The 24,454-nt window shown below is 71.6% G+C and carries 27 protein-coding genes and 2 tRNA genes; 17 read left to right on the top strand and 12 right to left on the bottom strand.

Annotated features, from left to right (window positions below):
* Positions 1–169: 169 nt before the first annotated feature.
* Positions 170–406, bottom strand: a complete 237-nt coding sequence (locus VQH23_RS23855; protein WP_338663159.1) for a hypothetical protein — start codon at positions 404–406, stop codon at positions 170–172.
* A 404-nt stretch (positions 407–810) separates the two neighbouring features.
* Between VQH23_RS23855 and ffh the strand changes: the two genes are divergently transcribed.
* The 10 genes from ffh (at position 811) to VQH23_RS23805 (ending at position 7,960) form a co-directional block, all read left to right on the top strand.
* A complete protein-coding gene (ffh, locus tag VQH23_RS23850; RefSeq protein WP_338663158.1) occupies positions 811–2,196 on the top strand; it encodes a signal recognition particle protein in 1,386 nt (461 codons plus the stop codon).
* A gap of 49 nt (positions 2,197–2,245) precedes the next feature.
* Complete coding sequence (gene rpsP, locus VQH23_RS23845; protein WP_338663157.1) at positions 2,246–2,590, top strand: 30S ribosomal protein S16; 345 nt, start codon at positions 2,246–2,248, stop codon at positions 2,588–2,590.
* An 18-nt stretch (positions 2,591–2,608) separates the two neighbouring features.
* Complete coding sequence (gene rimM, locus VQH23_RS23840) at positions 2,609–3,196, top strand: ribosome maturation factor RimM (protein WP_338663156.1); 588 nt, start codon at positions 2,609–2,611, stop codon at positions 3,194–3,196.
* Positions 3,193–3,933 (top strand): tRNA (guanosine(37)-N1)-methyltransferase TrmD, encoded by a 741-nt coding sequence (trmD, locus tag VQH23_RS23835; protein WP_338663155.1) that lies wholly within the window; start codon positions 3,193–3,195, stop codon positions 3,931–3,933. The genes rimM and trmD overlap by 4 nt, the downstream gene beginning before the upstream one ends.
* A 24-nt stretch (positions 3,934–3,957) precedes the next feature.
* A complete protein-coding gene (gene rplS, locus VQH23_RS23830) occupies positions 3,958–4,392 on the top strand; it encodes a 50S ribosomal protein L19 (RefSeq protein WP_338663154.1) in 435 nt (144 codons plus the stop codon).
* A 65-nt stretch (positions 4,393–4,457) separates the two neighbouring features.
* Positions 4,458–5,897: a 3-isopropylmalate dehydratase large subunit gene (gene leuC, locus VQH23_RS23825; RefSeq protein WP_338663153.1), complete on the top strand. Its 1,440-nt coding sequence runs from the start codon at positions 4,458–4,460 to the stop codon at positions 5,895–5,897.
* A complete protein-coding gene (leuD, locus tag VQH23_RS23820; protein WP_338663152.1) occupies positions 5,897–6,508 on the top strand; it encodes a 3-isopropylmalate dehydratase small subunit in 612 nt (203 codons plus the stop codon). The genes leuC and leuD overlap by 1 nt, the downstream gene beginning before the upstream one ends.
* A 90-nt stretch (positions 6,509–6,598) precedes the next feature.
* Positions 6,599–7,711 carry a 3-isopropylmalate dehydrogenase gene (gene leuB, locus VQH23_RS23815; protein ID WP_338663151.1) on the top strand — a complete coding sequence of 371 codons (1,113 nt, stop codon included), beginning with the start codon at positions 6,599–6,601 and terminating at the stop codon, positions 7,709–7,711.
* A gap of 49 nt (positions 7,712–7,760) precedes the next feature.
* A tRNA-Arg gene (locus tag VQH23_RS23810) sits at positions 7,761–7,837 on the top strand.
* A gap of 46 nt (positions 7,838–7,883) precedes the next feature.
* Positions 7,884–7,960, top strand: a tRNA-Arg gene (locus tag VQH23_RS23805).
* A 59-nt stretch (positions 7,961–8,019) separates the two neighbouring features.
* Here the strand turns inward: VQH23_RS23805 and VQH23_RS23800 are convergent.
* From VQH23_RS23800 to VQH23_RS23775, 6 genes are all read right to left on the bottom strand, one after another.
* The gene (locus VQH23_RS23800) at positions 8,020–8,226 is read right to left on the bottom strand and encodes a hypothetical protein (protein ID WP_338663150.1); all 207 of its coding nucleotides are present in this window, start codon (positions 8,224–8,226) and stop codon (positions 8,020–8,022) included.
* A 163-nt stretch (positions 8,227–8,389) separates the two neighbouring features.
* Positions 8,390–8,572 (bottom strand): hypothetical protein, encoded by a 183-nt coding sequence (locus tag VQH23_RS23795; protein WP_338663149.1) that lies wholly within the window; start codon positions 8,570–8,572, stop codon positions 8,390–8,392.
* A gap of 413 nt (positions 8,573–8,985) precedes the next feature.
* Positions 8,986–10,296: a citrate synthase gene (gene gltA, locus VQH23_RS23790; RefSeq protein ID WP_338663148.1), complete on the bottom strand. Its 1,311-nt coding sequence runs from the start codon at positions 10,294–10,296 to the stop codon at positions 8,986–8,988.
* A 294-nt stretch (positions 10,297–10,590) separates the two neighbouring features.
* Entirely contained in the window at positions 10,591–11,166 is a 576-nt protein-coding gene (locus VQH23_RS23785; protein ID WP_338663147.1) for a thermonuclease family protein, read from the bottom strand.
* Between the two features lie 73 nt (positions 11,167–11,239).
* Positions 11,240–11,761 (bottom strand): histidine phosphatase family protein, encoded by a 522-nt coding sequence (locus VQH23_RS23780; protein WP_338663146.1) that lies wholly within the window; start codon positions 11,759–11,761, stop codon positions 11,240–11,242.
* An 82-nt stretch (positions 11,762–11,843) separates the two neighbouring features.
* Positions 11,844–12,524, bottom strand: coding sequence for a DUF3833 family protein (locus VQH23_RS23775; RefSeq protein ID WP_338663145.1), 681 nt, complete (start codon positions 12,522–12,524; stop codon positions 11,844–11,846).
* A gap of 191 nt (positions 12,525–12,715) precedes the next feature.
* On the opposite strand from VQH23_RS23775, the gene VQH23_RS23770 reads away from it, so the two are divergent.
* On the top strand, positions 12,716–14,188 hold the full coding sequence (locus tag VQH23_RS23770; protein ID WP_338663144.1) for an amidase: 1,473 nt from the start codon (positions 12,716–12,718) through the stop codon (positions 14,186–14,188).
* A gap of 162 nt (positions 14,189–14,350) precedes the next feature.
* On the opposite strand, the gene VQH23_RS23765 is transcribed toward VQH23_RS23770, so the two are convergent.
* Positions 14,351–15,352 carry an NADP-dependent oxidoreductase gene (locus tag VQH23_RS23765; protein WP_338663143.1) on the bottom strand — a complete coding sequence of 334 codons (1,002 nt, stop codon included), beginning with the start codon at positions 15,350–15,352 and terminating at the stop codon, positions 14,351–14,353.
* A gap of 118 nt (positions 15,353–15,470) precedes the next feature.
* On the opposite strand from VQH23_RS23765, the gene mobB reads away from it, so the two are divergent.
* Entirely contained in the window at positions 15,471–15,992 is a 522-nt protein-coding gene (gene mobB / locus VQH23_RS23760) for a molybdopterin-guanine dinucleotide biosynthesis protein B (RefSeq protein ID WP_338663142.1), read from the top strand.
* A gap of 61 nt (positions 15,993–16,053) precedes the next feature.
* Positions 16,054–17,034, top strand: a complete 981-nt coding sequence (locus VQH23_RS23755; protein ID WP_338663141.1) for an aldo/keto reductase — start codon at positions 16,054–16,056, stop codon at positions 17,032–17,034.
* A gap of 19 nt (positions 17,035–17,053) precedes the next feature.
* Here the strand turns inward: VQH23_RS23755 and mobA are convergent, their stop codons facing one another.
* From mobA to gabT, 3 genes are read right to left on the bottom strand one after another with little or no spacing between them, the layout of a single operon-like run.
* Positions 17,054–17,656, bottom strand: coding sequence for a molybdenum cofactor guanylyltransferase MobA (gene mobA / locus VQH23_RS23750; protein WP_338663140.1), 603 nt, complete (start codon positions 17,654–17,656; stop codon positions 17,054–17,056).
* The gene (locus VQH23_RS23745) at positions 17,643–18,041 is read right to left on the bottom strand and encodes a hypothetical protein (RefSeq protein WP_338663139.1); all 399 of its coding nucleotides are present in this window, start codon (positions 18,039–18,041) and stop codon (positions 17,643–17,645) included. The genes mobA and VQH23_RS23745 overlap by 14 nt, the downstream gene beginning before the upstream one ends.
* A gap of 4 nt (positions 18,042–18,045) precedes the next feature.
* Positions 18,046–19,395: a 4-aminobutyrate--2-oxoglutarate transaminase gene (gene gabT, locus VQH23_RS23740; RefSeq protein WP_338663138.1), complete on the bottom strand. Its 1,350-nt coding sequence runs from the start codon at positions 19,393–19,395 to the stop codon at positions 18,046–18,048.
* Positions 19,396–19,600: 205 nt separating this feature from the next.
* On the opposite strand from gabT, the gene VQH23_RS23735 reads away from it, so the two are divergent.
* Together VQH23_RS23735 and VQH23_RS23730 are read left to right on the top strand one after the other, a co-directional pair.
* Complete coding sequence (locus VQH23_RS23735) at positions 19,601–21,145, top strand: acetolactate synthase large subunit (RefSeq protein WP_338663137.1); 1,545 nt, start codon at positions 19,601–19,603, stop codon at positions 21,143–21,145.
* Positions 21,146–21,159: 14 nt separating this feature from the next.
* Positions 21,160–22,614, top strand: coding sequence for an NAD-dependent succinate-semialdehyde dehydrogenase (locus VQH23_RS23730; RefSeq protein WP_338663136.1), 1,455 nt, complete (start codon positions 21,160–21,162; stop codon positions 22,612–22,614).
* Here VQH23_RS23730 and VQH23_RS23725 read toward each other — a convergent pair.
* On the bottom strand, positions 22,583–23,539 hold the full coding sequence (locus tag VQH23_RS23725; RefSeq protein ID WP_338663135.1) for an acyl-CoA desaturase: 957 nt from the start codon (positions 23,537–23,539) through the stop codon (positions 22,583–22,585). The two genes, VQH23_RS23730 and VQH23_RS23725, sit on opposite strands and share 32 nt — an antisense overlap.
* A 96-nt stretch (positions 23,540–23,635) precedes the next feature.
* Here VQH23_RS23725 and VQH23_RS23720 point away from each other — a divergent pair, with 96 nt between their 5' ends.
* Both VQH23_RS23720 and VQH23_RS23715 read left to right on the top strand, forming a co-directional pair.
* Positions 23,636–23,992 (top strand): metalloregulator ArsR/SmtB family transcription factor, encoded by a 357-nt coding sequence (locus VQH23_RS23720; protein ID WP_338663133.1) that lies wholly within the window; start codon positions 23,636–23,638, stop codon positions 23,990–23,992.
* 5 nt (positions 23,993–23,997) lie between these two features.
* Positions 23,998–24,453, top strand: a complete 456-nt coding sequence (locus VQH23_RS23715; protein WP_338663132.1) for an SRPBCC domain-containing protein — start codon at positions 23,998–24,000, stop codon at positions 24,451–24,453.
* Position 24,454: the final 1 nt, after the last annotated feature.

The raw sequence follows: 24,454 nt of genomic DNA, 5'->3' as shown, positions 1-24,454 counted from the left end.
TGGCCGTTCGGTGCGATGCGCGGGTGTGTGCGGGTTGCACGCGGACCGCTACCGGGGCAGGACGATCGAGGCCGGTGCCGGCAAGCAGCCTGGGCCCGGCTTGTGGCAAGGCCGGCTTCGTGATGGGATTCGGATCGGCATCAGCTCAGGCCACGATCCCGCCTGGGTGTCAGCGAAGTCTGTTCAGTTCTTCGACCGGCCAGCCGCTGAGCTTGGCCAGAACATCGGTCAGGACCTCGTCTGCCAGCGGCAGGTCTGCGGCGCGGGCGTAGTAAACAAGGTCCTGAACGGCGGCGATGACGAGATCGGAGGCGGTGCCTTGCGCCGCTCCTCCGGCCCCTTGATTGGCCCCTCGACTAGCCCGTGGATTCGCCCTTGGGCTGGAAGGGGTGTCCAGGTCCTGCATCTCTGACGGCTCCACCTTTCCGCAACAGCCAGTTCTGGCTGCCGGCCAACAACCCCAGCGTGCGGCTGCGCTGGCCTGCCGGGCTTTGCCGGTCGGCCATTGCGGCCTGAAACTCAACTTCGCGCAGGTGTCCCGGTTGCTTACAACTTGAATTATGCAACTCAAGCGGGAAGTTGGAGGCGGAGCAAGGGTCATGTTGCGGCGCAGCACGAGCTTCTCTGGAGTGTGGCGGCGGCATCACGCTTGACGCCATGGATCGGCGGGCTTAAGGGGCGCGCTCCCGGGACATGTCCCGTTCGTCGGTCGGTTGCCCCCGTGGCGCCGGCTCCGCCGCTCCGCGAAGGCTCGCGCAGCGGCGCGATCGGTCATGGGCGTGTTCCAAGAATGAGGTCCATCCCGCCCGCATGTTCGAGGCGCTCTCCTCCCGCCTGAACGGCGTCTTCGACAAGCTCCGCCGCCGCGGGGCCCTGTCCGAGGCCGACGTGAACGAGGCCCTGCGCGAGGTCCGCATCGCCCTGCTGGAGGCGGATGTGGCCCTGCCGGTGGCGCGCGACCTCATCAACAAGGTGCGGGAGCGAGCGGTGGGCGCGGAGGTGATCCGCAGCGTCTCCCCCGCCCAGCAGGTCATCAAGATCGTCAACGACGCGCTGGTGGAGGCGCTCGGGGGCGGGGAGGGGGTCGAGGCTCCCGGGCTCGATCTGAACGCGCCGTCGCCGGTGCCGATCCTGATGGTCGGGCTCCAGGGCTCGGGCAAGACGACCACCTCGGGCAAGATCGCGCTGCGGCTGCGGACGCGCGAGAAGAAGAAGGTGCTGCTGGCGTCGCTCGACGTGCAGCGGCCCGCCGCGCAGCTGCAGCTGCAGACGCTGGCGAACCAGACCGGCGTCACCAGCTTGCCGATCATCGCCGGGCAGACTCCGCTGGAGATCGCGGAGCGCGCCATGGATACGGCGCGGCGCGAGCTCTACGACGTGGTGATCCTCGACACCGCCGGACGCCTGTCGATCGACGACGCGCTGATGGACGAGGTCGCGGCCGTGAAGGCCGCGACGAGGCCGCACCAGACGCTGCTCGTCGTCGATGCCATGACGGGCCAGGACGCGGTGAACACCGCGCGGAACTTCCAGGACCGCGTGGGCGTCAACGGCATCGTCATGACGCGCGTGGACGGCGATGCCCGTGGCGGCGCCGCGCTGTCGATGCGGGCCGTGACGGGCGCGCCCATCCGGCTGCTGGGCGCCGGCGAGAAGCTGGACGCGCTGGAGGATTTCCACCCCTCCCGCATCGCCGGGCGCATCCTCGGCATGGGCGATATCGTCTCGCTCGTGGAGCGCGCGGCGGAGACGATCGACCGCGACGAGGCCGAGAAGCTGGCCGCGAAGATGCAGAAGGGTCAGTTCGACCTGGAGGATTTTGCGTCCCAGCTGAAGCAGGTCGGGAAGATGGGCAACCTCTCCGGCATCCTCGGCATGCTGCCCGGCATGGGTGCGATGAAGGATAAGATCGCCAACGCGAAGATCGACGACGGGATGATCGGGCGGCAGTCCGCCATCATCTCCTCGATGACGCGCAAGGAGCGGAAGAACCCCGACATCATCAAGGCGTCGCGCAAGAAGCGCATCGCCAGCGGTGCCGGCGTCACGGTGCAGGACGTGAACCGCCTGCTGAAGCAGTTCGACGACATGTCCGCGATGATGAAGCGGATGAACAAGCTCGGCCAGAAGGGGATGATGCGCGGCGGTCTCGGCGCGCTCCTGCCTGGCATGGGGGGCGGCAAGCGCCCCTTCTGAACCACCCCGTCCACTCAAACTTTGCAGAAACAGACTAAGGATACGATCGATGGGCCTTAAGATCCGCCTCGCCCGCGCCGGTGCCAAGAAGCGCCCCTACTACCACATCGTGGTGGCCGACAGCCGCTCCCCGCGCGACGGCCGCTTCATCGAGCGGCTGGGTTCCTACAACCCGATGCTGCCCTCCGACCACGCCGAGCGCGTGCGCCTGTTCGACGAGCGCATCAAGCACTGGCTGAGCCAGGGCGCCGTGGCGACGGACCGCGTGGCGAAGTTCCTCGGCAAGGCCGAGCTGGCGCCGATGCCGGTGTTCCGCGAGCAGCCGAAGCAGTCCGCCCCGAAGAAGCGCGCCCAGGAGCGCGCCGCTGCGGCCGCTTCCGCCGCGAACGCCTGAGGATAGCGGCCCGAAGCCATGTCCGCGTCGCGTCGCATCCTGGTCGGCGAGTTCGGCCGCCCGCACGGGGTGAGGGGGCTGGTTCACCTGCGCTCCCACACCGCGGAGCCGGCCGCCATCGCCGGCTATGGCCCGCTCTCGGATGAGGGCGGGACGCGGTGCTTCGTGCTGAAGTGGCTGGCCGAGGGGCTGGTGCAGGTGGAGGGGATCACGGACCGCGACGCGGCCGCGAAGCTCACCGGCACGAAGCTCTACGTGGAGCGGGACGCGCTGCCCGCGCCCGAGGAGGACGAGTTCTACCTGTCCGACGTCATCGGCCTGCGCGCCGAGACGGAGGCGGGGGAGGTTCTCGGCACCGTCGCGGCGCTGGAGGATTTCGGTGCGGGCAGCGTGCTGACGCTGCGGGACGCGAGCGGGCGCGAGACGCTGCTGCCCTTCACCAAGGCCGTGGTGCCGGTGGTGGATGTCGCGGCGGGGCGCGTGGTCATCGTGCCGCCGGGGGAGGTGGAGGTTCCGCCCCAGCCCGGCGAGGCGGAGGCGGTGGACACGCCGCGCCCGCGCCGCTCCTCCATGCGCCGCCGCAGCGGCGGGCGGGACGCGGCATGACCTGGCGCGCCACGATCCTCACCCTGTTTCCCGGCATGTTCCCGGGGCCGCTCGGCACCTCGCTGGCCGGGCGGGGGATGGAGCGCGGGCTGTGGTCCCTGGAGGCGCGCGACATCCGCGACGCCGCCACGGACCGGCACCGCACGGTTGACGACATGCCCTTCGGGGGCGGCGCCGGCATGGTGCTGCGCCCGGACGTGGTGGATGCGGCCATCGCCTCCGCCGTGCCGGAAGGGGATGACCGCCCGTTGGTCTTCCTCACCCCGCGCGGGGTGCCGCTGCGCCAGTCCCTGGTGCGGCAGCTCGCCGCCGGGCCGGGCGTGGTGACCCTCTGCGGCCGCTACGAGGGGGTGGACCAGCGCGTGGTCGAGGCGCGGGGCATGATCGAGGTCTCTATCGGCGACTACGTCCTCTCGGGCGGGGAGCTGGGGGCCATGGTCCTGCTCGACGCCTGCGTGCGCCTGATCCCCGGCGTGATGGGCGCGGCCGAGAGCGCGGAGGAGGAGAGCTTCAGCTCCAATCTTCTCGAGTACCCCCACTACACCCGCCCCGCCGATTGGCGCGGCCTGCGCGTGCCGGAGGTCCTCCTCTCCGGCCACCACGCGGAGGTCGCGCGCTGGCGGCGGGAGAGCTCCGAGGCGGTAACGCGCGAGCGGCGTCCCGACCTCCTCACCCAACAGGGGCGCCCGGGGCCTGCGGCCGGCGCGCCGTTGCATCCGGCGGCAAGCCCCGCCTAAACGAGATCTGAAAGGACCCTTACGATGAACCTGCTGCAGCAGTTCGAGCACGAGCAGATGACCCGGCTCTCGGGCGCCCGCACCACCCCCGAGTTCGCGGCCGGCGACACGCTGCGCGTGATGGTGAAGGTGCAGGAAGGCGAGCGCATCCGCACCCAGGCCTATGAGGGCGTGTGCATCGCCCGTTCCAACCGCGGGCTGAACAGCAACTTCACCGTCCGCAAGCTCTCCTACGGCGAGGGTGTGGAGCGTGTGTTCCCGCTGTACTCCCCGAACGTGGCGGAGATCCAGGTGGTGCGCCGCGGCAAGGTGCGCCGTGCGAAGCTGTATTACCTGCGTGGCCGGACCGGTAAGTCCGCCCGCATCCAGGAGGCCGCGAGCCCGCGCGGCAAGGCGGCGACCGCCGCCGCCACTCCTGCCGCCCCGGTGGCCGAGGCCCCTGCCGGCGAGCAGGCGTAAGACGGAAGCGGCCCGCCGGATCATCCGGCGGGCCGTTTTCAGATTGGAGTATGGAGGGAAGAGCGATGTCGGCCACGAAGCCGCGCACCTTGTTCGACAAGATCTGGGATGCCCACGTCGTCGAGACGTCCCCCGACGGGACCGCCCTTCTCTACATCGACCGCCACCTCGTTCACGAGGTGACAAGCCCGCAGGCCTTCGAGGGACTGCGGACTGCCGGCCGCCCCGTGCACCGGCTGGACGGCACCTTCGCCGTGACCGACCACAACGTGCCGACGGACGCCACGCGCTTCACCGGCATCCAGGAGCCGGAGAGCGCGCTGCAGGTCTCGACGCTGGAGAGGAACGTTGCGGAGTTCGGCGTCACCTATATCCCGCTGAACGACAAGCGGCAGGGTATCGTCCACATCATCGGGCCGGAGCTGGGCATCTCCCTGCCGGGCATGACGATCGTCTGCGGCGACAGCCACACCTCCACCCACGGCGCCATGGGCGCGCTTGCCTTTGGCATCGGCACCTCCGAGGTGGAGCATGTGCTGGCCACCCAGACGCTACTGCAGAAGCCCGCGAAGAACATGCGCGTCACGGTGAACGGGACGCTGCCCCTGGGCTGCACGGCGAAGGACATCGTGCTGGCGATCATCGGCAAGATCGGCACGGCCGGCGGGACCGGCCACGTGATCGAGTACGCGGGCGAGGCGATCCGGGCGCTGGACATGGCCGGGCGCATGACGGTCTGCAACATGTCGATCGAGGCCGGTGCGCGCGCGGGCATGATCGCGCCGGACGAGACGACCTTCGAGTACGTCCGCACGCGGCCGATGGCCCCCAAGGGCGAGGCGCTGGAGCGGGCCATCGGGTGGTGGAGCACGCTGCCCACCGATGAGGGCGCGCATTTCGACCGAGAGGTCACCCTCGACGCGTCCGAGATCGCGCCGATGGTGTCCTGGGGCACCTCGCCCGAGGACGTGCTGCCGATCACCGGCACCGTGCCGGACCCGGAGGCCGCGGGGGACGAGGCGCGCCGGGCGCAGCTGCGCCGCATGGTTCAGTACATGGGCCTGACCCCCGGCCAGCGCCTGCAGGACCTGAAGGTGGACGCGGTCTTCGTCGGTTCCTGCACCAACGGCCGGATCGAGGACATCCGCGCCGCCGCGGAGGTCGTGCGGGGCCGGAAGGTCGCCGAGGGCGTGCGCGCCATGGTGGTTCCCGGTTCCGGGCTCGTGAAGGAGCAGGCGGAGCGAGAGGGACTCGACATCATCTTGAAGGAGGCGGGCTTTGAGTGGCGCGAGGCCGGCTGCTCCATGTGCCTGGGAATGAACCCCGACAAGATCGGGCCGGGGCAGCGCTGCGCCTCCACTTCCAACCGCAACTTCGAGGGGCGGCAGGGCAAGGGCGGGCGCACGCACCTGCTCTCCCCCGCCATGGCGGCCGCCGCGGCCGTCACGGGGCATCTGACCGACGTGCGGGAGCTGTCGCGCGAAGGCGCGCGGGGGACGGTGTGATGCAGCCCTTCACCACGCTGACCGGCATCGCCGCCCCGCTGCCCATGGCGAACGTGGACACGGACAAGATCATCCCCGCGCGCTTCCTCAAGACCATCGAGCGCAAGGGGCTGGGGCGCGCCGCCTTCGCCGACATGCGCTTCAACGACGACGGCAGCGAGAAGCCGGAGTTCGTGCTGAACCAGGAGCCGTACCGCCGGGCCGAGGTGCTGATCGCGCACGAGAACTTCGGCTGCGGCTCCTCCCGCGAGCACGCGCCCTGGGCGCTGCTGGATTTCGGCATCCGCTGCGTGATCGCGCCGGACTTCGCCGACATCTTCTTCAACAACTCCTTCAAGAACGGCATCCTGCCGATCAAGCTGCCGCGCGAGATCTGCGACAGGCTGATGGAGGACGCGACGATGGGGGCGAATGCCCGCATCAGCGTCGATCTCGCGCGCCAGGTCGTCATCCGCCCGAACGGGGAGGAGATCCCGTTCGAGGTGGACCCGCTCCGCAAGCACAGGCTGCTGAACGGGCTGGACGACATCGGAGAGACGATGCAGCGCGCGACCGTCATCGAGGGCTTCGAAGCAAGGCAGCGCGCGGCGCAGCCCTGGCTCTACGGCTGATCTCCCGGGGCTCCACCCGGTCCTTCACCTGACCCCGCGGCACGGCCCCGGCGATCCTGCCGGGGCCGATCGCGCCCTGAGGAATCCTTCATGCCCGCCAACAAGAAGATGCTCGTCCTGCCGGGTGACGGCATCGGCCCCGAGGTGATGCGGGAGGTCCGCCGGCTGGTGGACTGGATGGACCGCCGCCGCCGCGTGACCTTCGACATTGAGGAAGGGCTGGTTGGCGGCGCCGCCATCGACGCGGAGGGGCATCCCTGCCCGGACAGCACGATGGAGAAGGCGAAGCGCGCGGACGCCATCCTGTTCGGCTCCGTTGGCGGGCCGAAGTGGGACAGCCTTCCCTTCGAGAACCGGCCGGAGCTGGGCATCCTGCGTCTGCGCAAGGATCTCGGCCTGTTCGCCAACCTGCGCCCGGCGATCGTGTGGTCGCCGCTCGCCCAGGCCTCCTCGCTCAAGGCGGATCTGGTGGACGGGCTGGACCTGATGATCGTGCGCGAGAGCACGGGCGGCATCTACTTCGGCGAGCCGCGCGGCGTCGAGACGATGGCGAGCGGCATGCGCCGCGGCTTCGACACCGAGTCCTACACGGAGGAGGAGATCACCCGCGTCGCCCGCGTGGGCTTCGAGCTGGCGCGCAAGCGCAGCAACCGGCTGACGAGCGTGGAGAAGGCCAACGTCATGCAGTCCGGCCGCTTCTGGCGGGAGATCGTGACGGCGGTGCACAAGGCGGAGTTCGCCGATGTCGAGCTCTCCCACATGTACGCGGACAACTGCGCCATGCAGCTTGCCTCCCGCCCGAAGCAGTTCGACGTGATCCTCGCCAGCAACCTGTTCGGCGACGTGCTCTCGGACCTTGCCGCGGCCGTCACGGGCAGCCTGGGGATGCTGCCCTCCGCCACGCTCGGCGCGCCCGACGCGAGCGGGCGTCGCCACGCGCTGTACGAGCCCATCCACGGCTCCGCGCCCGACATCGCGGGGAAGGGGATCGCCAACCCCTGCGCGCAGATGCTCTCCTTCGCGATGCTGCTGCGCTGGTCCTTCGGCATGGAGGAGGATGCGCGGCTGGTTGAGAACGCGGTGGAGAAGGTGCTGGCCGGCGGGCTGCGCACGGCCGACATCATGGTGCCCGGCGCCGCCCGCGTGGGCACCAGCGTGATGGGCGAGGCGGTGGTGCGCGAGCTCGACAAGATGGCGGCCTGAAAGGGGTTGCGCCTGGCAACCCCAGGCGCTATCCCCCGCCGAACGGAGAGCGCCCGTAGCTCAGCTGGATAGAGCACCAGACTACGAATCTGGGGGTCAGGAGTTCGAATCTCTTCGGGCGCGCCATCTCCGTCGCCCACGCGTTGTTTGACTAGCGTTTTCTTTCTGCGATGCGCCCGTAGCTCAGCTGGATAGAGCACCAGACTACGAATCTGGGGGTCAGGAGTTCGAATCTCTTCGGGCGCGCCACTCACGCGCCGCACATCGCCGGTACCGGAGTGCCCGTATTGGGCCGAGCCGGACCTCCGCTACCCCGGAAGATGCATGACGTTCGCCGCCGCGCTGGCCCGTGCCAGCAGGGCGCGCATGGCCGGGTTCTCGTCCCCCCGCTCCGCCGTCAGGGCCTCCATCGGGCAGGAATACTCGTGCGCCCGCGGCATCTGCGTCCGCGCTGAGCCGTCGTACTGCCAGGATTTGAGGCCGTAGAGCACGCGCGCGTCGCGCACGGGCAGCACCAGGGCGCGCCCGCAGCATCCGGATCAGTCGCCAGCGCGGGGTGGGATCGTTCGGCTGGCCGGGGCTCATGAGCCAGGGCACGGGGCAGACCGCCAGCAAGGAGGTGGTGAAGGGGGCGAAGCGCGAGCGCTTGTCCAGGAGGTTCTGCAGGCTGGAGCAGGCCTAGATGCAGAGCATGTCGGCGTAGGGATCGGACGCGTCCGGGGAGAAATGGAGCCACAGCCCGTCCGGCAGGGTGCGCTGGCGGTTGGTGCCGGGCAGCTCTAGGAAGGGCTGGTTGGCCGTGCGGGGGGCGCCCGGGCGGGCGCGGAGCCAGATCCCCGGCTGCTTGACGTTGCTCGGCATTCACGGCGGGTGCTGCGGCCACGGGCGAAGGCTGCGTAGCACCAGTTCGCCGGCCGATGGGGCGATGCTGGGCCGCGTACGAACTGCAGTGATTACGGGTGAATGCCCTCCGGTCTACAACTTCCCGTAGAGAAACGGCTTACCGCCACAGTACCAGGAGAACAGAGAGGGAAATAACGCCTGATGATCAAGAAAATGTGAAAAATTTGGTGGGCAGCATGAGGCAATTGGATCGTAAGTTCCTGCCTAGTGTCAGAACTGCTTTAACAGCATCCTCATCACGCTGGACGGTTTCTTTGACGCGGCAGGTGGATGCCTTCTCCCGCAAGCAAAAAGACCCGCCTCTTGCGAGGCGGGTCCTTCAGGGCGCGGGGTCGGTCCCCGGGTGGCCGGCTTCCTGGCCGGAGCGGGGCTCAGCCCCGCTCGGCAACCGCCTTGTAGTCGCGGGTCGTGGCGCCGGTGTAGACCTGCCGCGGGCGGCCGATGCGCTGCGCCGGGTCCTCGATCATCTCCTTCCACTGGCTCACCCAGCCCACGGTGCGCGCCACCGCGAAGAGCACGGTGAACATGTGGGTCGGGATGCCCATCGCCTTCAGGATGATGCCGGAATAGAAGTCCACGTTCGGGTAGAGCTTGCGGGAGACGAAGTAGTCGTCGCTCAGCGCGATCCGCTCCATCTCCATCGCCATGTCCAACAGCGGCTCGTCCTTGATGCCGAGCTCGGCCAGCACCTCGTGGCAGGTCTCCTTCATGATCTTCGCGCGCGGGTCGAAGTTCTTATAGACCCGGTGCCCGAAGCCCATGAGCTTCACGTGGCTGTTCTTGTCCTTCACCTTGCTGATGAAGTCCGGGATGTTCTCCGGGCTGCCGATCTCGCCCAGCATCTTCAGCACCGCCTCGTTCGCGCCGCCATGGGCCGGGCCCCAGAGCGCCGCGATGCCCGCCGCGATGCAGGCATAGGGGTTGGCGCCGGTGGAACCCGCGAGGCGCACGGTGGAGGTGGAGGCGTTCTGCTCGTGGTCGGCGTGCAGCACGAGGATCCGGTCCATGGCGCGCGCCAGGATCGGGTTCACCTTGTACTCCTCCGCCGGGACGGCGTTCAGCATGTAGAGGAAGTTCTCGGCGTAGCCGAGGTCGTTGCGCGGGTACACGAAGGGCTGGCCGATCGAGTACTTGTAGGCCATGGCGGCGATCGTCGGGATCTTCGCGATCAGGCGAAAGGCCGCGATCTCGCGCTGGCGCGCGTCGTTGATGTCGAGGCTGTCGTGGTAGAAGGCCGAGAGCGCGCCTACCACGCCGCAGAGGATCGCCATCGGGTGCGCGTCGCGGCGGAAGCCGCCGAAGAAGGAGCGGAGCTGCTCATGCACCATCGTGTGCATGGTGATGTTGTGCTGGAACTCCTTCAGCTCCGCCGCATTCGGCAGCTCGCCATGCAGCAGAAGGTGGCAGACCTCGACGAAGTCGGAGTGCTCGGCCAGCTGCTCGATCGGGTAGCCGCGGTACAGCAGCACGCCCTGGTCGCCGTCGATGTAGGTGATCTTGCTCTCGCAGGCCGCGGTCATGCCGAAGCCCGGATCGAAGGTGAAGACCCCGAGGTCGGCGTAGAGCTTGCGGATGTCCGCGACCGCCGGGCCGACGCTCGCCTGCACCAGCGGCGCGCTGGATGACTTGTTGGTCCCGTCGAGGGTGATCGTGACGGAGCCCGAGGTGGTCGGTTCGCTCATGCGCTGATCCTCGCAGCCGGTACGTCCGGCCGTATGGTGGAAGCCGGGCCGCCCGGTAGGGCATCCGCACCGACCGGTCGCCCATCCCCGGGGTCGGGCCCCGGGGGATGATGCGGCGCAAGATAGGCCGGTCCGCGCCCTTGTCCATCCACCGGGCCGCCCCCAAGGGCGCGGCGCCGCCGGGCGGGTCGCGCATGGGGGAACGCCCAGCGGAGTACCCTGGCGCAAGCGCGGGGAAAGAGAGGAAACCCGCACAGGCCGGGACGGCGGCTGGGCCTGCCCGTTACTGGAGCCTCAGCGGCGCTCGGCCCAGCCCTCCGGCGGGCGGGCGCCGGCGGCCCAGAGGCCGCGCCCGGCGGCGCGGGCCGCGCCCTCCATCCCCGCCAGGCCCTCGTCCTCGGCCAGGGCCCAGCCGGCGGAAACGAGGGCGCCGTTCAGCTCCGTCCCGGCGGCATCCGTGCCGGCGAGGGTGGCGCACTGGCCGAGGCCCCGCCCGAAGCGGTCCCGCCCGCGCACGCGGCAGGCCACGCCGCGCCCGCCCAGCAGGCGGGACAGGGCCTCGGCCGATCCGGCGCCGCAGTCGAACTCCCGCCCGGCGGCATCGCGGCAGGGCTGGCCGCGCGCGGGGGCGTCCAGCCCGCGCAACCGCACGATCCGGTCGGCGAGGCGCAGCGTCTCCCCGTCCACCACCCGCACCTCGGCGGGGGGGGCGGCCCAGTCCTGCTCACGCGGGGAGTTGCCGAAGAGCTGGGTGGGGCCGCCCAGGCCGATCCAGGTCGCCGCCCCGGCCGCGAGGCCGAGCAGCAGTAAGGGCCCGCGCCAAGCGCGGGGGGAGGGGGCAGGGCGGAAGATGCGGCGACGAGGAAGCACTGCCGGCCTGCCTAGCAAGGCCCGGCGCCCCGGCACAAGCCGCCGCGTGCGGCCGAGTCCCCGGCCGGGGGTGCTACCCCGCCATCTCCGGCAGGTCCTTCGGTTGAAGGAAGCGGACGAGCCTCGCGCGGTGCGGGCCGAGCGCGGCCCACCTCTCCTCTACCGCGAACTCGGCGAGGGTGGCCGTGGGGTAGGCCTCCGCCAGCGCTTGGCCGGGCGCCCCGGAATCGGGCGCGGCGAGGTTCAGCGCCAGGTCGTGCAGGCCGGGGTTGTGGGCGATGAGCAGCACGCTCTGCACCTCCTCCGGAACCTCGCGAAGGGTGTCCAGCAGGCGTGTCCAGGGCGCGAGGTAGAGGTCGTCCGTCGGTTCCACCCGGGGCGGGCCGTCCAGCGCGCCCAGCCCTTCGAGGGTCTGGAGGGTGCGGCGGGAGGAGGAGACGAGCACCAACTCCGGCCGCAGCCCGAGGGAGCGCATCGCACCGGCCATCGCGACGGCGGCGCGTCGGCCGCGGCCGTTCAGGGGACGGGCATGATCCGAGAGGGCGGGGTCGTCCCAGGCCGACTTGGCGTGACGCAGCAGCAGCAACTGACGCATGGGCGGCACCCTGCCACAGCCGCGGGGGCTTGTCGCGGGTGCGGCCCGTGACGCTTCGGCAAGGCTGGCGGGGGACCCGGGATCAGCGCCGGGGCGGGGCGTTCATCAGCCGGCCGGGGTCGCGCCCGCCGGTGCCGCTGGGCACGCCGCGCGGCGCCACCGGCTCCTCCCGCGCCGCCGCGCCGGCATAGACGGATCCCTCCGTCACGCCGACGCTGACGCGCTGGAAGGACACCTGGGCGGTGCCGACCTGGATTCCGTACCAGCTCACGGCGGCGCGGGAGAGGACCGTGTCGTCCGAGATCCGGACGAACCACTGGTCGAAGCCGAGACGGCGCCGGTCGCCGGAGAGGGTGAGCATGTCCAGCTCGTGCTGCAGGTGGAAGGCGTTTCCAACGCTGCGGCCGCGCACGGGGCCGGTGGCGTCCGTCGCCTCGCCGGTCCAGGCGGCGGAGTCGGTGGGGTCGCGCCGCAGCTTCCAGAAGCGCCGGTCCTCGAAGCTGTCCTCGTAGTGGAAGATCTCGTCGAAGGTGAGGGTGGTGCCGTCCCAGGCGCCCACCGTGGTCGCGCGGAACCAGCGCTCGATCGCGCCCAGCCGGGTGGCGAAGACGCCGTGGCTCCTGATCTTGCCGGCGAAGAACTCCTCCGGCCGGAAGGGCGGGCCCTTGCCCTCGAAGACCTCCGGGGAGGTGCCGCAACCCGCGAGGGCTCCGGCCGCGCCGAGGGCGGGAAGGGCGAGGAGGAGCGAGCGGCGGGAGGTCATGGCGGGCGAACCATCCCGCAGGATCCCCCGCCTGCCCAGGGGCGCGCGGGCCACAGCGCCGGCCATTCCGCCCCCGTGGCGGAAGGGGACGCGTGGGGGCACCGGTGCGCCGCGCGGCAGCCCCGCGCGGCGGCCTTGACCGGGGACTCCCCTGATCTAGCCTCGATCCGCACCACGGGGCGGAGGGCGGCGTGACGCTTGCGATGAGCTGGGACGAGTGGGCGCGCCACGACGCCACGGCCCTGGCCGGGCGTGTCCGCGCCGGCGAGGTGACGCCCGCCGAGCTCGCCGCCCAGGCCGCCGCGGGGATCGCGCGGGTGGACCCCGCCCTCTCCGCCGTGGTGGAGGTGTTCGCGGACGCGGTGGCGGACCCGCGCGGCAACGGCACGGATACGGACGGGCCCTTCGCCGGGGTGCCCTATCTCATGAAGGACCTGGGCCCCACCCTGAAGGGGCGGTTGCAGGAGATGGGCTCGCGCCTCATGCGCGGGAACCGCGCGCCGGCAGACAGCTTCCTGGCCGGGAGGATCCGCGCCGCCGGGCTCAACATCATCGGGCGCAGCACCACCCCGGAGTTCGGCTGCTGCTCCTCCGCCGAGAACCCGGCCGTCTACGTCACGCGCAACCCCTGGCACACGGGCTACACCACCAACGGCTCCTCGGCCGGCACCGCCGCCATCGTCTCGGCCGGGGCGCTGCCCATCTCCCACGCGACGGATGGCGGGGGCTCCATCCGCATCCCGGCCGGTGCCACGGGGAATATCGGGCTGAAGCCCTCGCGCGGGGTCTTCTCCATCGCGCCCCATGCCTCGGACCTCACGGGCCTCGTCTCCATCCAGGGCTGCCACACGCGCACGGTGCGGGACACCGCCGCCTTCGTGGATGCCTGCCGCGGCGGCGCGCCGGGCGAGTTCATGCCCTACTGGACCGCGCCCGAGCCCTATGCGGAGCTGATCCGCCGCGACCCGCCGCCCCTGCGAATCGCCCTGTCCCACGCGTGGGGCGAGTACCGGGCCGTGCCGCACTTCGTGGCGGAGCTGGAGCGGGCGGGGCGGCTGCTGGAATCCCTCGGCCACCAGGTGGACTGGGCGCTGCCGGAGGTGGATTTCCCGGCCGCCTTCGCGGCGCAGACCACCTGCTACATCAGCAACTTCGCGCAGACCGTGAACAACCTGATCGGCGCGCTGGGGCTGGAGCGCCCGCCGGCGGACCTCGTGGAGCCGGTGAACATCCGGATCTGGGAGGCGGGGCTGCACACCTCCTACACGGAACGGGCGCGGATGCAGGCGGTGTTCAACGCCACGTCCCGCGGCTTCGGGGAGTTCCTGGAGAGGTGGGACATCATCCTCACGCCGGTGACGGCGCTGCCGACTCCGGTGATCGGCACGACCGAGTACCTGACGATCAGCGACAACCCCGACGTCCACGACTGGTTCGCCAATCTCTGGCGCAACTTCGCCTATACGCCGCTGTCGAACCTCTGCGGCATTCCCGCCATCTCCCTTCCGCTGGGATGGCAGGAGAGCGGGCTGCCGCTGGGCATCCAGGCGCAGGCGCGGCAGGCGGGGGACGGGCTGCTGCTGCAGCTGGCCGCGCAGGTGGAGCGCGCGATCGGCGGGGCGTGGAACGACGGGCGCCGGCCGGGGGTGCACGTGGCCGCCTGATCAGGCCTTCCGGCGCGGCCGCGCCGCCGGTTCCCCCGCGGAGGTGGGGCCGGCGCTGGGCCTCCCGCACCGGCGATCCGCGGGTCCGGCCCTTGCTTGCGCCGGCGGCTCCGCGTCGCGGAAGGCGTCCGGCCCGGTCGGGGCCGACACCTTCCCGCCGCCTCAGCCCAGGTCGATGACGAGCTTGCCGAAATTCCGGCCGGCCAGCAGGCCCATGAAGGCCTCCGGCGCCTTCTCCAGCCCGCGCACCACGTCCTCCCTGTACTTCAGGGAGCCGTCCTTCACCCAGCGCGCGCCGGTCCGCCGCCACTCCGCGAAGGCGCGGGGGTGGTCGCCGACGATGAAGCCGCGCAGGCTCATCTTCTTGCGGGTGATCGCCCCGAGGTTCGGGCCGGGCGGCGGCTCCGCCTCCTGGTACTCGGCGATGGAGCCGCAGAAGGCCAGCCGGGCGAACTCGTTCATCAGCGGCCAGGCGGCCTTCTGCACGGCGCCGCCGACATTCTCAAAGTAGCCGTCGATGCCGTCCGGGCAGGCCCTGGCCAGCAAGTCGGGAAAGTCCGGCGCCTTGTGGTCCACGCAGGCGTCGAAGCCCAGCTCCTCCGTCACGAAGGCGCACTTCTCCGGCCCGCCGGCGATGCCGACCACGCGCGCGCCCATGCGCCGCGCGATCTGCCCGGCCACCCCGCCCACGGCGCCCGAGGCGGCCGTGACGACGTAGGTCTCGCCGGGCTTCGGCCGGGACATCTCCGTCACCCCCACCCAGGCGGTGGTGCCGGGCATCCCCAGCACGCCGAGGGCCGTGGTCAGGGGCGCCAGATCCGGATCCAGCTTCCGCAGGCCCCCCGCGGGGACGCAGCAGAAGCGCTGCCAGCCGGCGCCGCCCAGAACGACATCTCCGGGCCTGAAGGTGCCGGTCGGGTCCTCCACCACCTCGGCCACGGTCTGGCCGACCATGACCTCGCCGATCCCCACCGGGGCGGCGTAGGACTTCGCGGCGCTCATCCGGCCGCGCATGTAAGGGTCCAGGGAGAGGTAGCGGTTCCGCAGCAGCACCTCCCCGGGGCGGGGGGAGGGGAGGGCCTCCTCCCGCACCTCGAAGTGCTCGGGGCCGACCTTCCCCTCGGGGCGGGCGCGGAGAAGGACGCGAAGGTTGGTGTCGGGCATCGGTCGATCCTCTGTTCGCCGCCAGAGTTGGGCCGCGGCCCGGTCCGGACAACCCGGCCCCCTGGCGCGCCCCGTCCGCCCGCTCTACAGCCCCTGCCATGACCGCGCCTGAACCGCCATGCGGGTGATCGGACTCGCCGGGTGGAGCGGGGCCGGCAAGACCACCCTGCTCGCCGCCCTGATCCCCTGGCTGAAGGGAAGGGGGCTGGCGGTCTCCACGATCAAGCACGCGCACCACGCCTTCGACGTGGACCGGCCGGGCAAGGACAGCCACACGCACCGGCAGGCCGGGGCCGCCCAGGTGCTCGTCGCCTCCGCGAACCGCTGGGCGCTGATGACGGAGCTGCGCGGTGCGCCGGAGCCGCGGCTGCCGGAGCTGCTGGCCTATCTGGACCCCGTGGACCTGGTGATCGTGGAGGGCTTCAAGCGCGACCCGATCCCGAAGATCGAGGTTCACCGCGCGGCCAACGGAAAGCCCTGGCTGCACCCGGAGGACGCGGCGATCCGGGCGGTGGCGGCCGATATCCCGCCGTCCGTCGGCCTGCCGCACGCCGCGCTGGACGACATCGCCGGCGTCGGCGCGCTGGTTCTGGAGCACGCGATGCCCTGGCCCTCACCAGGGCCACTCCCAGCCGCGTGAGGCCCCTGGAATGCGGGCCGCCGCGGCGCACCTATGGGGCGAACGGCTTGGACGCTTTCCGATGACGCAGCACTTCGCCCCGCCCGGCCCGATCGGCTTCGGCGGCGCGCCCCTTGGCAACATGTTTGAGATCGTGTCGGACGCGGATTCCCGCGCGACGCTGGAGGCCGCCTGGGACGCCGGCATCCGCTACTTCGACACCGCGCCCGAGTACGGGCCCGGCATCTCCGAGCACCGCTTCGGCGAGGTGCTGCGGAACCTCCCGCGGGACGAGTACGTGCTCTCCACCAAGGTCGGCCGGCTGCTGCGCGCGGACGCGACCAAGGGCGGGAAGCACGGCCCCTTCGTCGCCGGCCTGCCCTTCCGCTCGGACTACGACTACTCGGCCGACGGCGTGCGCCGCTCCATCGAGGACAGCCTGCAGCGGCTCGGGCTCGCGCGCATCGACGTGGCCTACATCCACGACTGCGCGGAGGACGCGCACGGTGAGCGCTGGCTGGAGGTGTTCGACACCGCGATGAAGGGCGCGGCGGTGGCGCTGACGCGGTTGCGGGAGGAGGGGGTGATCCGCGCCTGGGGCCTCGGCGTGAACCGGGTGGAGCCCTGCGTCATGGCGCTGGAGCGGGCGGACCCGGACGTGTTCCTCCTCGCCGGCCGCTACTCCCTGCTGAACCAGCCGGCGCTGGAGACGCTGTTCCCGCGCTGCGAGGAGCGGGGCGTGCACGTGGTCGTCGGCGGGCCGTACAATTCCGGCCTCATCGCCGGCGGCAGCACCTTCGAGTACCAGCAGGCCTCCTCCGACAAGGTGCAGGCGCGGGACCGGCTGGCCGCGATCGCCGCGCGGCACGGCGTGGACCTGCGCGCGGCCGCGCTGCAGTTCTGCGCGGCGCACCCGGTGGTGGCCTCCGTCATTCCCGGCACGAAGAGGCCGGAGCGGGTGCGGGAGAACCTGGAGCTGATGCGCCGGCCGATCCCGCCCGACTTCTGGGCGGAGCTGAAGCGGGACGGGGTGCTGCCGGAGAGCGCGCCGACGCCGGCCTGACCGGGACCGGCCCGGGGCGTCAGGCGCCCCGGGCCAGCGCCTCCTCCAGCGCGGCCAGGTCCTGCGGCGCGTTGGCGTTCAGGAAGGGGTCCCCAGGCCATTCCACCGCGGCGCAGCCGTGCCGGCCGGCCCAGCGGCTCACCTTACCCTCGCCGGCGGCAATGGCCTGCCGCAGGGTCTCGCGCAGCGCCACCGGCCAGAGGCCCACGGGCGGGTGCGCCCTGCCGGACGAGGCGGCACAGGCGATCGGCGATGCCGCGTCCCGCAGCCGCGCGGCGAGGTCCGCCGGGATCAGCGGCGTGTCGCCCGGCACGGTGAGCACGAGTTCCAGGCCGAGACGGGCGGCATGTTCCATCCCCGCCAGCACGCCCGCCAGCGGGCCGGGGAAGCCGGGGAGGGGATCGGGCAGCACCGGCACGCCCGGCGCCGCATCCCCGAAGCGCGCGGGATCGCCGTTCGCGCTGATCGCGAGCGCCGCCACCTGGGGCGCGAGCCGTTCCAGCAGGATGGAGAGCATTGGCCGCCCGCCCAGGGGCAGCAGCGCCTTGTCCCCGCCCCCCATGCGCCGCGCCAGCCCGCCGGCCAGCGCGACACCGAGGATCCGGCGCTCAGTCCCGCCCACGCAGCGCCAGGGGCCGCATGAGGAAGGCGCTGCCCCAGCCCCAGGCCGCGCCGATCAGCGGCAGCACCCAGGCGGGGGAGGAGGCCGGCAGGCGCTGCGGCAGCAGGTAGGCCGCCGCCACGCCGAGCACCGCGCCCGTCAGCAGGTCCGCGAAGGGCAGCAGTCGCAGCGCCAGCCCGATGATGACGCCGCCCAGAGCACCCCAGGCCACGAACCACCACACCCAGGGCAGCCCGTGCCAGCCGACCGTCTGCACGTAGGCGGCCAGCGGCATCACCTTGAAGAGGTGGTGCAGCAGGAACAGAGTCGAGTCGCGGAAGACGATGACGGAGAGCGCGCCGCAGGGCGCCCCGAACAGAAGCGCCCTGCGGATATCCTCAAGCATCGCGTCAGGCCTGCGCGCGCTCCGCCACGCACTCGCGCAGCGCCTCGGCCAGCTTGTCCATGCCCTCGTTCACCAGCGCGTCGGAGGTGGTGAGGGGGCAGAGGAAGCGGATCACGTTCGCCCGCACGCCGCAGGAGAGCAGGACGAGGCCCTTCTCCGCGGCGCGCGCCACCAGGGCGCGGGTGAGATCGGGGTCCGGCCTGTCGGCGTCGCCGTCGGCCACGAGCTCCATCGCCACCATGCCGCCGACCTGGCGGATGTCACCGACGATGCCCTTGAGGGAGTTGCTGTTCTGCAGCTCCTTGATGCGGGCCACGATTAGGTTCCCGATCTCGTTGGCGCGCTCGATGAGGCCTTCCTCCTCGATCACGTCCAGCACAGCGTTGGCCGCCGCGCAGCCGAGCGGGGAGCCGCCATAGGTGCCGCCGAGGCCGCCCACGTTCGGCGCGTCCATGATGGAGGCGGTGCCGGAGACGGCGGAGAGGGGGAAGCCGCCGGCCAGCGACTTCGCCATCGTCACGAGGTCCGCCTTTACCCCAGTGTGCTCCATGGCGAACATCTTGCCGGTGCGCGCGAAGCCGGTCTGCACCTCGTCCGCAATCAGCAGGATGCCGTACTTGTCGGCGATCTCGCGCAGGCCCTGCATCAGCTCCGGCTGCGCCTGGTAGAACCCGCCCTCGCCCTGCACGGGCTCGATGATGAAGGCCGCAATCCGGTTCGGGTCGATGTCGGACTTGAACAGGGTCTCGATGGCGTCGAGCGTCTGCGCCACCTCCTTGCCGTGGTAGACCACGGGGAAGGGCAGGTGGTAGATGTCGGCCGGCATGGGGCCGAAGCCCACCTTGTAGGGCACCACCTTGCCCGTGAGGGCCATGCCCAGCAGCGTGCGGCCGTGGAAGGCGCCGGAGAAGGCGATGACGCCCGGGCGGCCCGTGTGGGCGCGGGCGATCTTCACCGCGTTCTCCACCGCTTCCGCGCCCGTGGTCAGGAAGATGGTCTTGGCCGGGCCGCGCACGGGGGCGATGGCGTTCAGGCGCTCCGCGAGGCGGATGTAGCTCTCATAGGGCGTCACCTGGACGCAGGTGTGGGAGAAGTTCTCCAGCTGCGCCTGCACGGCGGCCTTCACCTTCGGGTGCAGGTGGCCGGTGTTCAGCACGGCGATGCCGCCGCCGAAGTCGATGTAGCGCTTGCCCTCTACGTCCGTGATCTCGGAGCCCTTCGCCTTCGCGGCGAAGACGGGGAGGGAGATGCCGAGGCCGCGCGGCACCGCCGCCTCGCGCCGCTTCTGCAGGGCGGCGTTGGTCGGGCCCTCCGGGATGTCGGCCGTCGTCTCGCCGGAAATCGTGGTGCCCATGGTTCCAATGCCCCTCGCGCGCGGAGGCCGGAAATTGCGCCGCGGGCGCCGCCGGGGCAAGGCTGAAGGCGCCTCGCCCGGCCCGAATTCTGCTGTATTCCCCGTGAGAACGCTCGCCTTTTCGAAAGCCGCGGCCCCGCCCCGGCTTGCGGCGGCCGCCCGCCGCGCGCAACTTGCGCCCCGTTCAGAAGGGGAGTCGAAGCCGGTGAACGGTGCCCAGAGCCTTGTCCACACGCTGCTGAAGTCCGGGGTGGACACCTGCTTCGCCAATCCCGGCACGAGCGAGATGCACTTCGTGGCGGCGCTGGACACCATCCCCGGCATGCGCTGCGTCCTCGGCCTGCAGGAGAACGTGGTGACCGGCATGGCGGACGGCTACTTCCGCCTGTCCGGGAAGCCGGCCTGCACCCTGCTGCACTGCGGCCCGGGCCTGGCGAACGGGCTGGGCAACCTGCACAACGCGCGGCGCGCGCGCAGCGGCATCGTCAACATCGTGGGCGATCAGGCCACCTACCACCGCCCGCACGACGCGCAGCTGACGGCCGATACGGAGGGCTGGGCCCGCCCGGTCTCCGCCTGGGTCCGCACCACGGCGAGGTCCGCCGATGTCGGGCGGGACGCGGCCGTGGCGGTGCAGGAGGCGCGGGCCGCCCCTGGCGGGATCGCCACACTGATCCTGCCCTCCGACGCTTCCTGGGACGAGGGCGGCGAGGTGGCGGAAGCGCTTCCGGTCCCGGCCGCCGTGGCGCCCGATCCGGCGACGGTGGGGAAGGTGGCGAAGGTCCTGCGGGAGAAGGGCGGCAGCGTCCTCATCCTTCTCGGCGGCCCGGCCCTGCGCGCCGAGAACACGGCCCTGGCCTGGCGCATCGCGCAGGCCACCGGCGCGAAGCTGCTGGCCGAGGGGTCCAATGCCCGCATCGCCCGCGGCCGCGGCCGGCCGCAGCTGGAGCGCGTGCCCTATGTCGGGGAGGTCGCCCGCAAGGCGCTCGCCGATTACGAGCACATCGTGCTGGTGAACGCGAAGCCGCCGGTTTCCTTCTTCGCCTATCCCGGCAAGCCCTCCTTTCACAACCGGGAGGACGCGGTGTTCCACGTGCTGACCCGGCTGGAGGGCGATGCCGGGGCCGCGCTGGCGGCGCTGGCGGACGAGCTGGGCGCCCCCGAGGCCGCGATCCCCGATCCCGGCCCACGCCCGGACGCCCCGCGCGGCGCGCCGAGCCCGGAGGGCGTGGCGAACGTCGTCGCCGCCCTGATGCCGGAGGGCGCCATCATCTCCGACGAGAGCGTCTCCTACGGCCGCGGCTTCTTCCCGCTGACCCATGTCGCCCCGCCGCATGACTGGCTTCAGCTGACAGGCGGCGCCATCGGGGACGGGATGCCGGTGGCGACCGGCGCCGCGATCGGGGCCGGCGGGGGGCGCCGGACCATCAGCCTGCAGGCGGACGGGTCGGCGATGTACAGCCTCCAGTCGCTCTGGACCCAGGCGCGGGAGAAGCTCCCGGTCACCACGATCATCCTCTCCAACCGCAAGTACCAGATCCTCATCGGCGAGTACGCCGGCGTGGGCGCCAATCCCGGGCCGACGGCGATGAACATGCTTGATCTGGGCAACCCGGACCTCAACTGGGTGAAGATCGCCGAGGGCATGGGCGTGGAGGCCGCGAGGGCCACCACGCTGGAGACCCTGGCCGACCTCCTCGCCCAGAGCGTCAGCCGCCCCGGGCCCTTCCTCATCGAACTCGTCATCTGACGGAGACGCAGACCATGGCCGATTACCCGCCCAGCTCCTACCCCAAGGTCCAGCTTCACATCGACGGCGAGTGGCGCGACGCGCGCTCCGGCAAGACGATCGAGATCATCAACCCCGCCACGGAGGAGGTGATCGGCACCGTCGCCCATGCCGAGCGCGCGGATCTGGACGAGGCGCTGGAGGCGGCGCAGCGCGGCTTCGAGGTGTGGCGCAAGACCTCGGTCTTCGAGCGCTACAAGCTGATGCGGAAGGCGGCCGACATCCTTCGCTCCCGCGCCGATTCCATCGCCGCCATGATGACGGCCGAGCAGGGCAAGCCGCTCGCCGAGGCAAGGATGGAGACGCTGGCCGGCGCCGACATCATCGAGTGGATGGCCGAGGAAGGGCGCCGCGCCTATGGCCGCGTGATCCCGGCGCGGGCGGAGGGCGTGTACCAGCTCTCGCTCCGCGAGCCGGTCGGGCCGGTGGCCGCCTTCACGCCCTGGAACTTCCCGATCAACCAGGTGGTCCGCAAGCTCTCCGCCGCGCTGGCCACGGGCTGCTCCATCATCGTGAAGGCGCCGGAGGAGACGCCGGCATCTCCGGCCGAGCTGATCCGCGCCTTCATCGACGCGGGCGTGCCGAAGGGCGTGGTGCAGCTGGTCTACGGCGTGCCGGCCGAAATCAGCAGCTACCTCATCCCGCACCCCGTGATCCGCAAGATCACCTTCACCGGCTCCACCCCCGTGGGCAAGATGCTCGCCGGCCTCGCCGGCCAGCACATGAAGCGCGCGACGATGGAGCTGGGCGGCCACGCCCCGGCCATCGTGTTCGACGACGCGGACGTGCAGAAGGCGGCCAAGACCCTTGCCGCCGCGAAGTTCCGCAACGCCGGCCAGGTCTGCGTCTCCCCCACGCGCTTCCTGGTGCAGGAGCGGAGCTTCGACCAGTTCCTGGAGACCTTCACTAACCACGTGAAGACCATCAAGGTCGGCAACGGCACCGAGGAGGGGGTCCAGATGGGCCCGCTGGCGAATGACCGCCGCATCCCCACCATCGAGACGCTGGTGCAGGACGCGGTGGGCCGCGGGGCGAAGCTGCAGACCGGCGGCAAGCGCATCGGCAACAAGGGCTACTTCTACGAGCCGACCGTCATCTCCGAGGTGCCGCTGGACGCGCGGGCGATGAACGAGGAGCCCTTCGGTCCGCTGGCGCTCGTGAATCGCTTCTCCGACCTGGACGAGGTGGTGAGCGAGTCCAACCGCCTGCCCTTCGGCCTCGCGGCCTACGCCTTCACCGGCTCCGCCACCACGGCCCAGGCCCTCGGCGCGCGGGTGGAAACGGGCATGATGACGATCAACCACCTCGGCCTCGCGCTCCCCGAGGTGCCCTTCGGCGGCGTGAAGGACAGCGGCTACGGCAGCGAGGGCGGGTCCGAGGCGCTCGAGGGCTATCTCGTCACGAAGTTCGTGACGCAGGCCGGGCTGTAGCCACCCCTTGGGGGATCGGGGCTCCGGCCCCGATCCTTCGCAAGCCCTCGCGCGGGGTCAGGTGCCGCGGTTCCCGCAGGCCCCGCACGAGCCCGATCCGCCGCAGCGCCACCAGCACCCACCAGCCCGGGTCGGCCTGCCCCTTCTCCACCCCGAGCCTCGCCGATCCCGGCCAGGCGTGGTGGTTGCCGTGCCAGGCCTCGCCGAAGGTGATCAGCGCCGCCGCGGGCAGGTCGTGGCCCTGCACGGCGGTGCCGTCCACCGCCCAGCCCTGCGGCCCGCGCCGGTGCGTGACGTGGCCGACGGCCCAGTGCCCGGTCACGCTCACCGCCACCCGCACCGCGATGCCCCAGACGAGCCAGGGCATCCCGCCGATGAGGAAGAAGGCCGCGCCGAGCGGCACCTGCTGCAGCATCCACGTCGCCTCCAGCCAGCGCAGGACGCGGTCCTCGCGCAGCCGCGGTTCGGGCAGGAAGCGCGGCGGTCGGGCCAGCACCAGCCGGCAGTGCATCTGCCACCACGCGTCCTTCCATGCCGGCGCGCGGTGCGCGTGCAGGTCGTGGCAGGCCGATTGGCGCTGGGCCCAGTCGCGCGTGTCGTGCAGGCGCACCATGCCGAGCGGCCCGGCCATGCCCACCAGCGTGCCGAGCCAGGCCAGCGCGCGCTCCAGCCACAGCGGCGCCTCGAAGCTGCGGTGGATCACCAGCCGGTGCAGCCCGATGGAGTGCCCGAGGCACAGCGTCACCCCGCTCGTCACGAGGAACAGCGCCACCGCCCCGGGCGTGACGAAGACCGGCCCGAGCCCCAGCGCGGCCAGCGTCATCCCGCCGATCCAGAGGGAGCGGGCGGGCGCCCATTCCACCCGGCCGTCCGTGGCCGAGACCTCCGGGCCCGCGACCACCCGCTCCGTCGAAAGGCAGCTCATGGCGCTCCTCCGTGTCGGTATTTAGGAAATAAACTAAATACCGAGGAGGCCGGTGGTCAACCCGCCGCCTCTCGCCTACATCTGGCCCGAGCCACCATGCAGCGCGTCTTCGAAGCCCTCGCCTCCGCCGCCCGGCGGCGCATCCTCGCCCTCCTCGCCCATGGCGAGCTGAGCGCGGGGGAGATCGCCGCGCGGTTCGAGATGACCCGCGCCTCCATCTCCCAGCACCTCTCCGTGCTGGAGGCTGCGGGGCTGGTAGGGAGCGAGAAGCGCGGCCAGTACGTCTTCTACCGGCAGGTGCCGGACAGCCTCGTGAACACCCTGAACGGCTTCGTGCAGGAGGCCTGCCCGGTGGCACGGCCGCTGCGACGCGAGAGCGCGGCGCGGGCCCAAGAGGCCAAGGCCCGGGAAGCCAGAACCCGGAAAGCCGGAATTCCGGGGGCGAAGGGCTGAGCCGCGTGCGGCCCCTGCGGGCGGAGGGCCGGATCCCGCTCCGCGCCGTGCCCACGGCCGTGCGGGCCGCGATCCTGGATCCCGCTGTCCTCGCCCGCATCATCCCCGGCGCGGAGCGCGTCGCCGGGGACGGGGAGGGCGGCTACACGGCCGTGCTCGGGCTCGGGGTCGGCCCCTTCCGCGGCCGCCAGGCCGTCGCCCTGCGCGCGGAGGACGGGGCGGGCGGCCTCGCCGTCTCCGGCCGCGCCGACGGTCCCTTCGGCAGTGGCACCGCCACGGGAAGGATCGATCTTCTCCCGGAGGCCGGCGGCACGCTGCTGTGCTGGCGCTACGACGGCGCGGTGCGCGGCCCCGTCAGCCTCGCCGGGCCGCTCCTCCTGCGCCTCTCCGCCACGGCCTTCACCGCCGGCGTGTTCCGCGCGCTGAAGCGGCTGCTGGAGGAGCGCTCCCGGCCGGGATAGC

The sequence above is a fragment of the Pararoseomonas sp. SCSIO 73927 genome (genome assembly GCF_037040815.1).
Classification (GTDB): domain Bacteria; phylum Pseudomonadota; class Alphaproteobacteria; order Acetobacterales; family Acetobacteraceae; genus Roseomonas.
The sequence above is the reverse complement of the archived record's forward strand: the minus strand, read 5'-3'. Positions and strand labels throughout refer to the sequence as shown.

Bases quoted from the DNA above. Each gene is read 5' to 3' on its own strand.
- VQH23_RS23855 (WP_338663159.1), bottom strand. From the start codon at position 406: ATGCAGGACCTGGACACCCCTTCCAGCCCAAGGGCGAATCCACGGGCT.
- ffh (WP_338663158.1), top strand. From the start codon at position 811: ATGTTCGAGGCGCTCTCCTCCCGCCTGAACGGCGTCTTCGACAAGCTC.
- rpsP (WP_338663157.1), top strand. From the start codon at position 2,246: ATGGGCCTTAAGATCCGCCTCGCCCGCGCCGGTGCCAAGAAGCGCCCC.
- rimM (WP_338663156.1), top strand. From the start codon at position 2,609: ATGTCCGCGTCGCGTCGCATCCTGGTCGGCGAGTTCGGCCGCCCGCAC.
- trmD (WP_338663155.1), top strand. From the start codon at position 3,193: ATGACCTGGCGCGCCACGATCCTCACCCTGTTTCCCGGCATGTTCCCG.
- rplS (WP_338663154.1), top strand. From the start codon at position 3,958: ATGAACCTGCTGCAGCAGTTCGAGCACGAGCAGATGACCCGGCTCTCG.
- leuC (WP_338663153.1), top strand. From the start codon at position 4,458: ATGTCGGCCACGAAGCCGCGCACCTTGTTCGACAAGATCTGGGATGCC.
- leuD (WP_338663152.1), top strand. From the start codon at position 5,897: ATGCAGCCCTTCACCACGCTGACCGGCATCGCCGCCCCGCTGCCCATG.
- leuB (WP_338663151.1), top strand. From the start codon at position 6,599: ATGCCCGCCAACAAGAAGATGCTCGTCCTGCCGGGTGACGGCATCGGC.
- VQH23_RS23795 (WP_338663149.1), bottom strand. From the start codon at position 8,572: ATGCCGAGCAACGTCAAGCAGCCGGGGATCTGGCTCCGCGCCCGCCCG.
- gltA (WP_338663148.1), bottom strand. From the start codon at position 10,296: ATGAGCGAACCGACCACCTCGGGCTCCGTCACGATCACCCTCGACGGG.
- VQH23_RS23780 (WP_338663146.1), bottom strand. From the start codon at position 11,761: ATGCGTCAGTTGCTGCTGCTGCGTCACGCCAAGTCGGCCTGGGACGAC.
- VQH23_RS23775 (WP_338663145.1), bottom strand. From the start codon at position 12,524: ATGACCTCCCGCCGCTCGCTCCTCCTCGCCCTTCCCGCCCTCGGCGCG.
- VQH23_RS23765 (WP_338663143.1), bottom strand. From the start codon at position 15,352: ATGCCCGACACCAACCTTCGCGTCCTTCTCCGCGCCCGCCCCGAGGGG.
- mobB (WP_338663142.1), top strand. From the start codon at position 15,471: ATGCGGGTGATCGGACTCGCCGGGTGGAGCGGGGCCGGCAAGACCACC.
- VQH23_RS23755 (WP_338663141.1), top strand. From the start codon at position 16,054: ATGACGCAGCACTTCGCCCCGCCCGGCCCGATCGGCTTCGGCGGCGCG.
- VQH23_RS23745 (WP_338663139.1), bottom strand. From the start codon at position 18,041: ATGCTTGAGGATATCCGCAGGGCGCTTCTGTTCGGGGCGCCCTGCGGC.
- gabT (WP_338663138.1), bottom strand. From the start codon at position 19,395: ATGGGCACCACGATTTCCGGCGAGACGACGGCCGACATCCCGGAGGGC.
- VQH23_RS23730 (WP_338663136.1), top strand. From the start codon at position 21,160: ATGGCCGATTACCCGCCCAGCTCCTACCCCAAGGTCCAGCTTCACATC.
- VQH23_RS23725 (WP_338663135.1), bottom strand. From the start codon at position 23,539: ATGAGCTGCCTTTCGACGGAGCGGGTGGTCGCGGGCCCGGAGGTCTCG.
- VQH23_RS23720 (WP_338663133.1), top strand. From the start codon at position 23,636: ATGCAGCGCGTCTTCGAAGCCCTCGCCTCCGCCGCCCGGCGGCGCATC.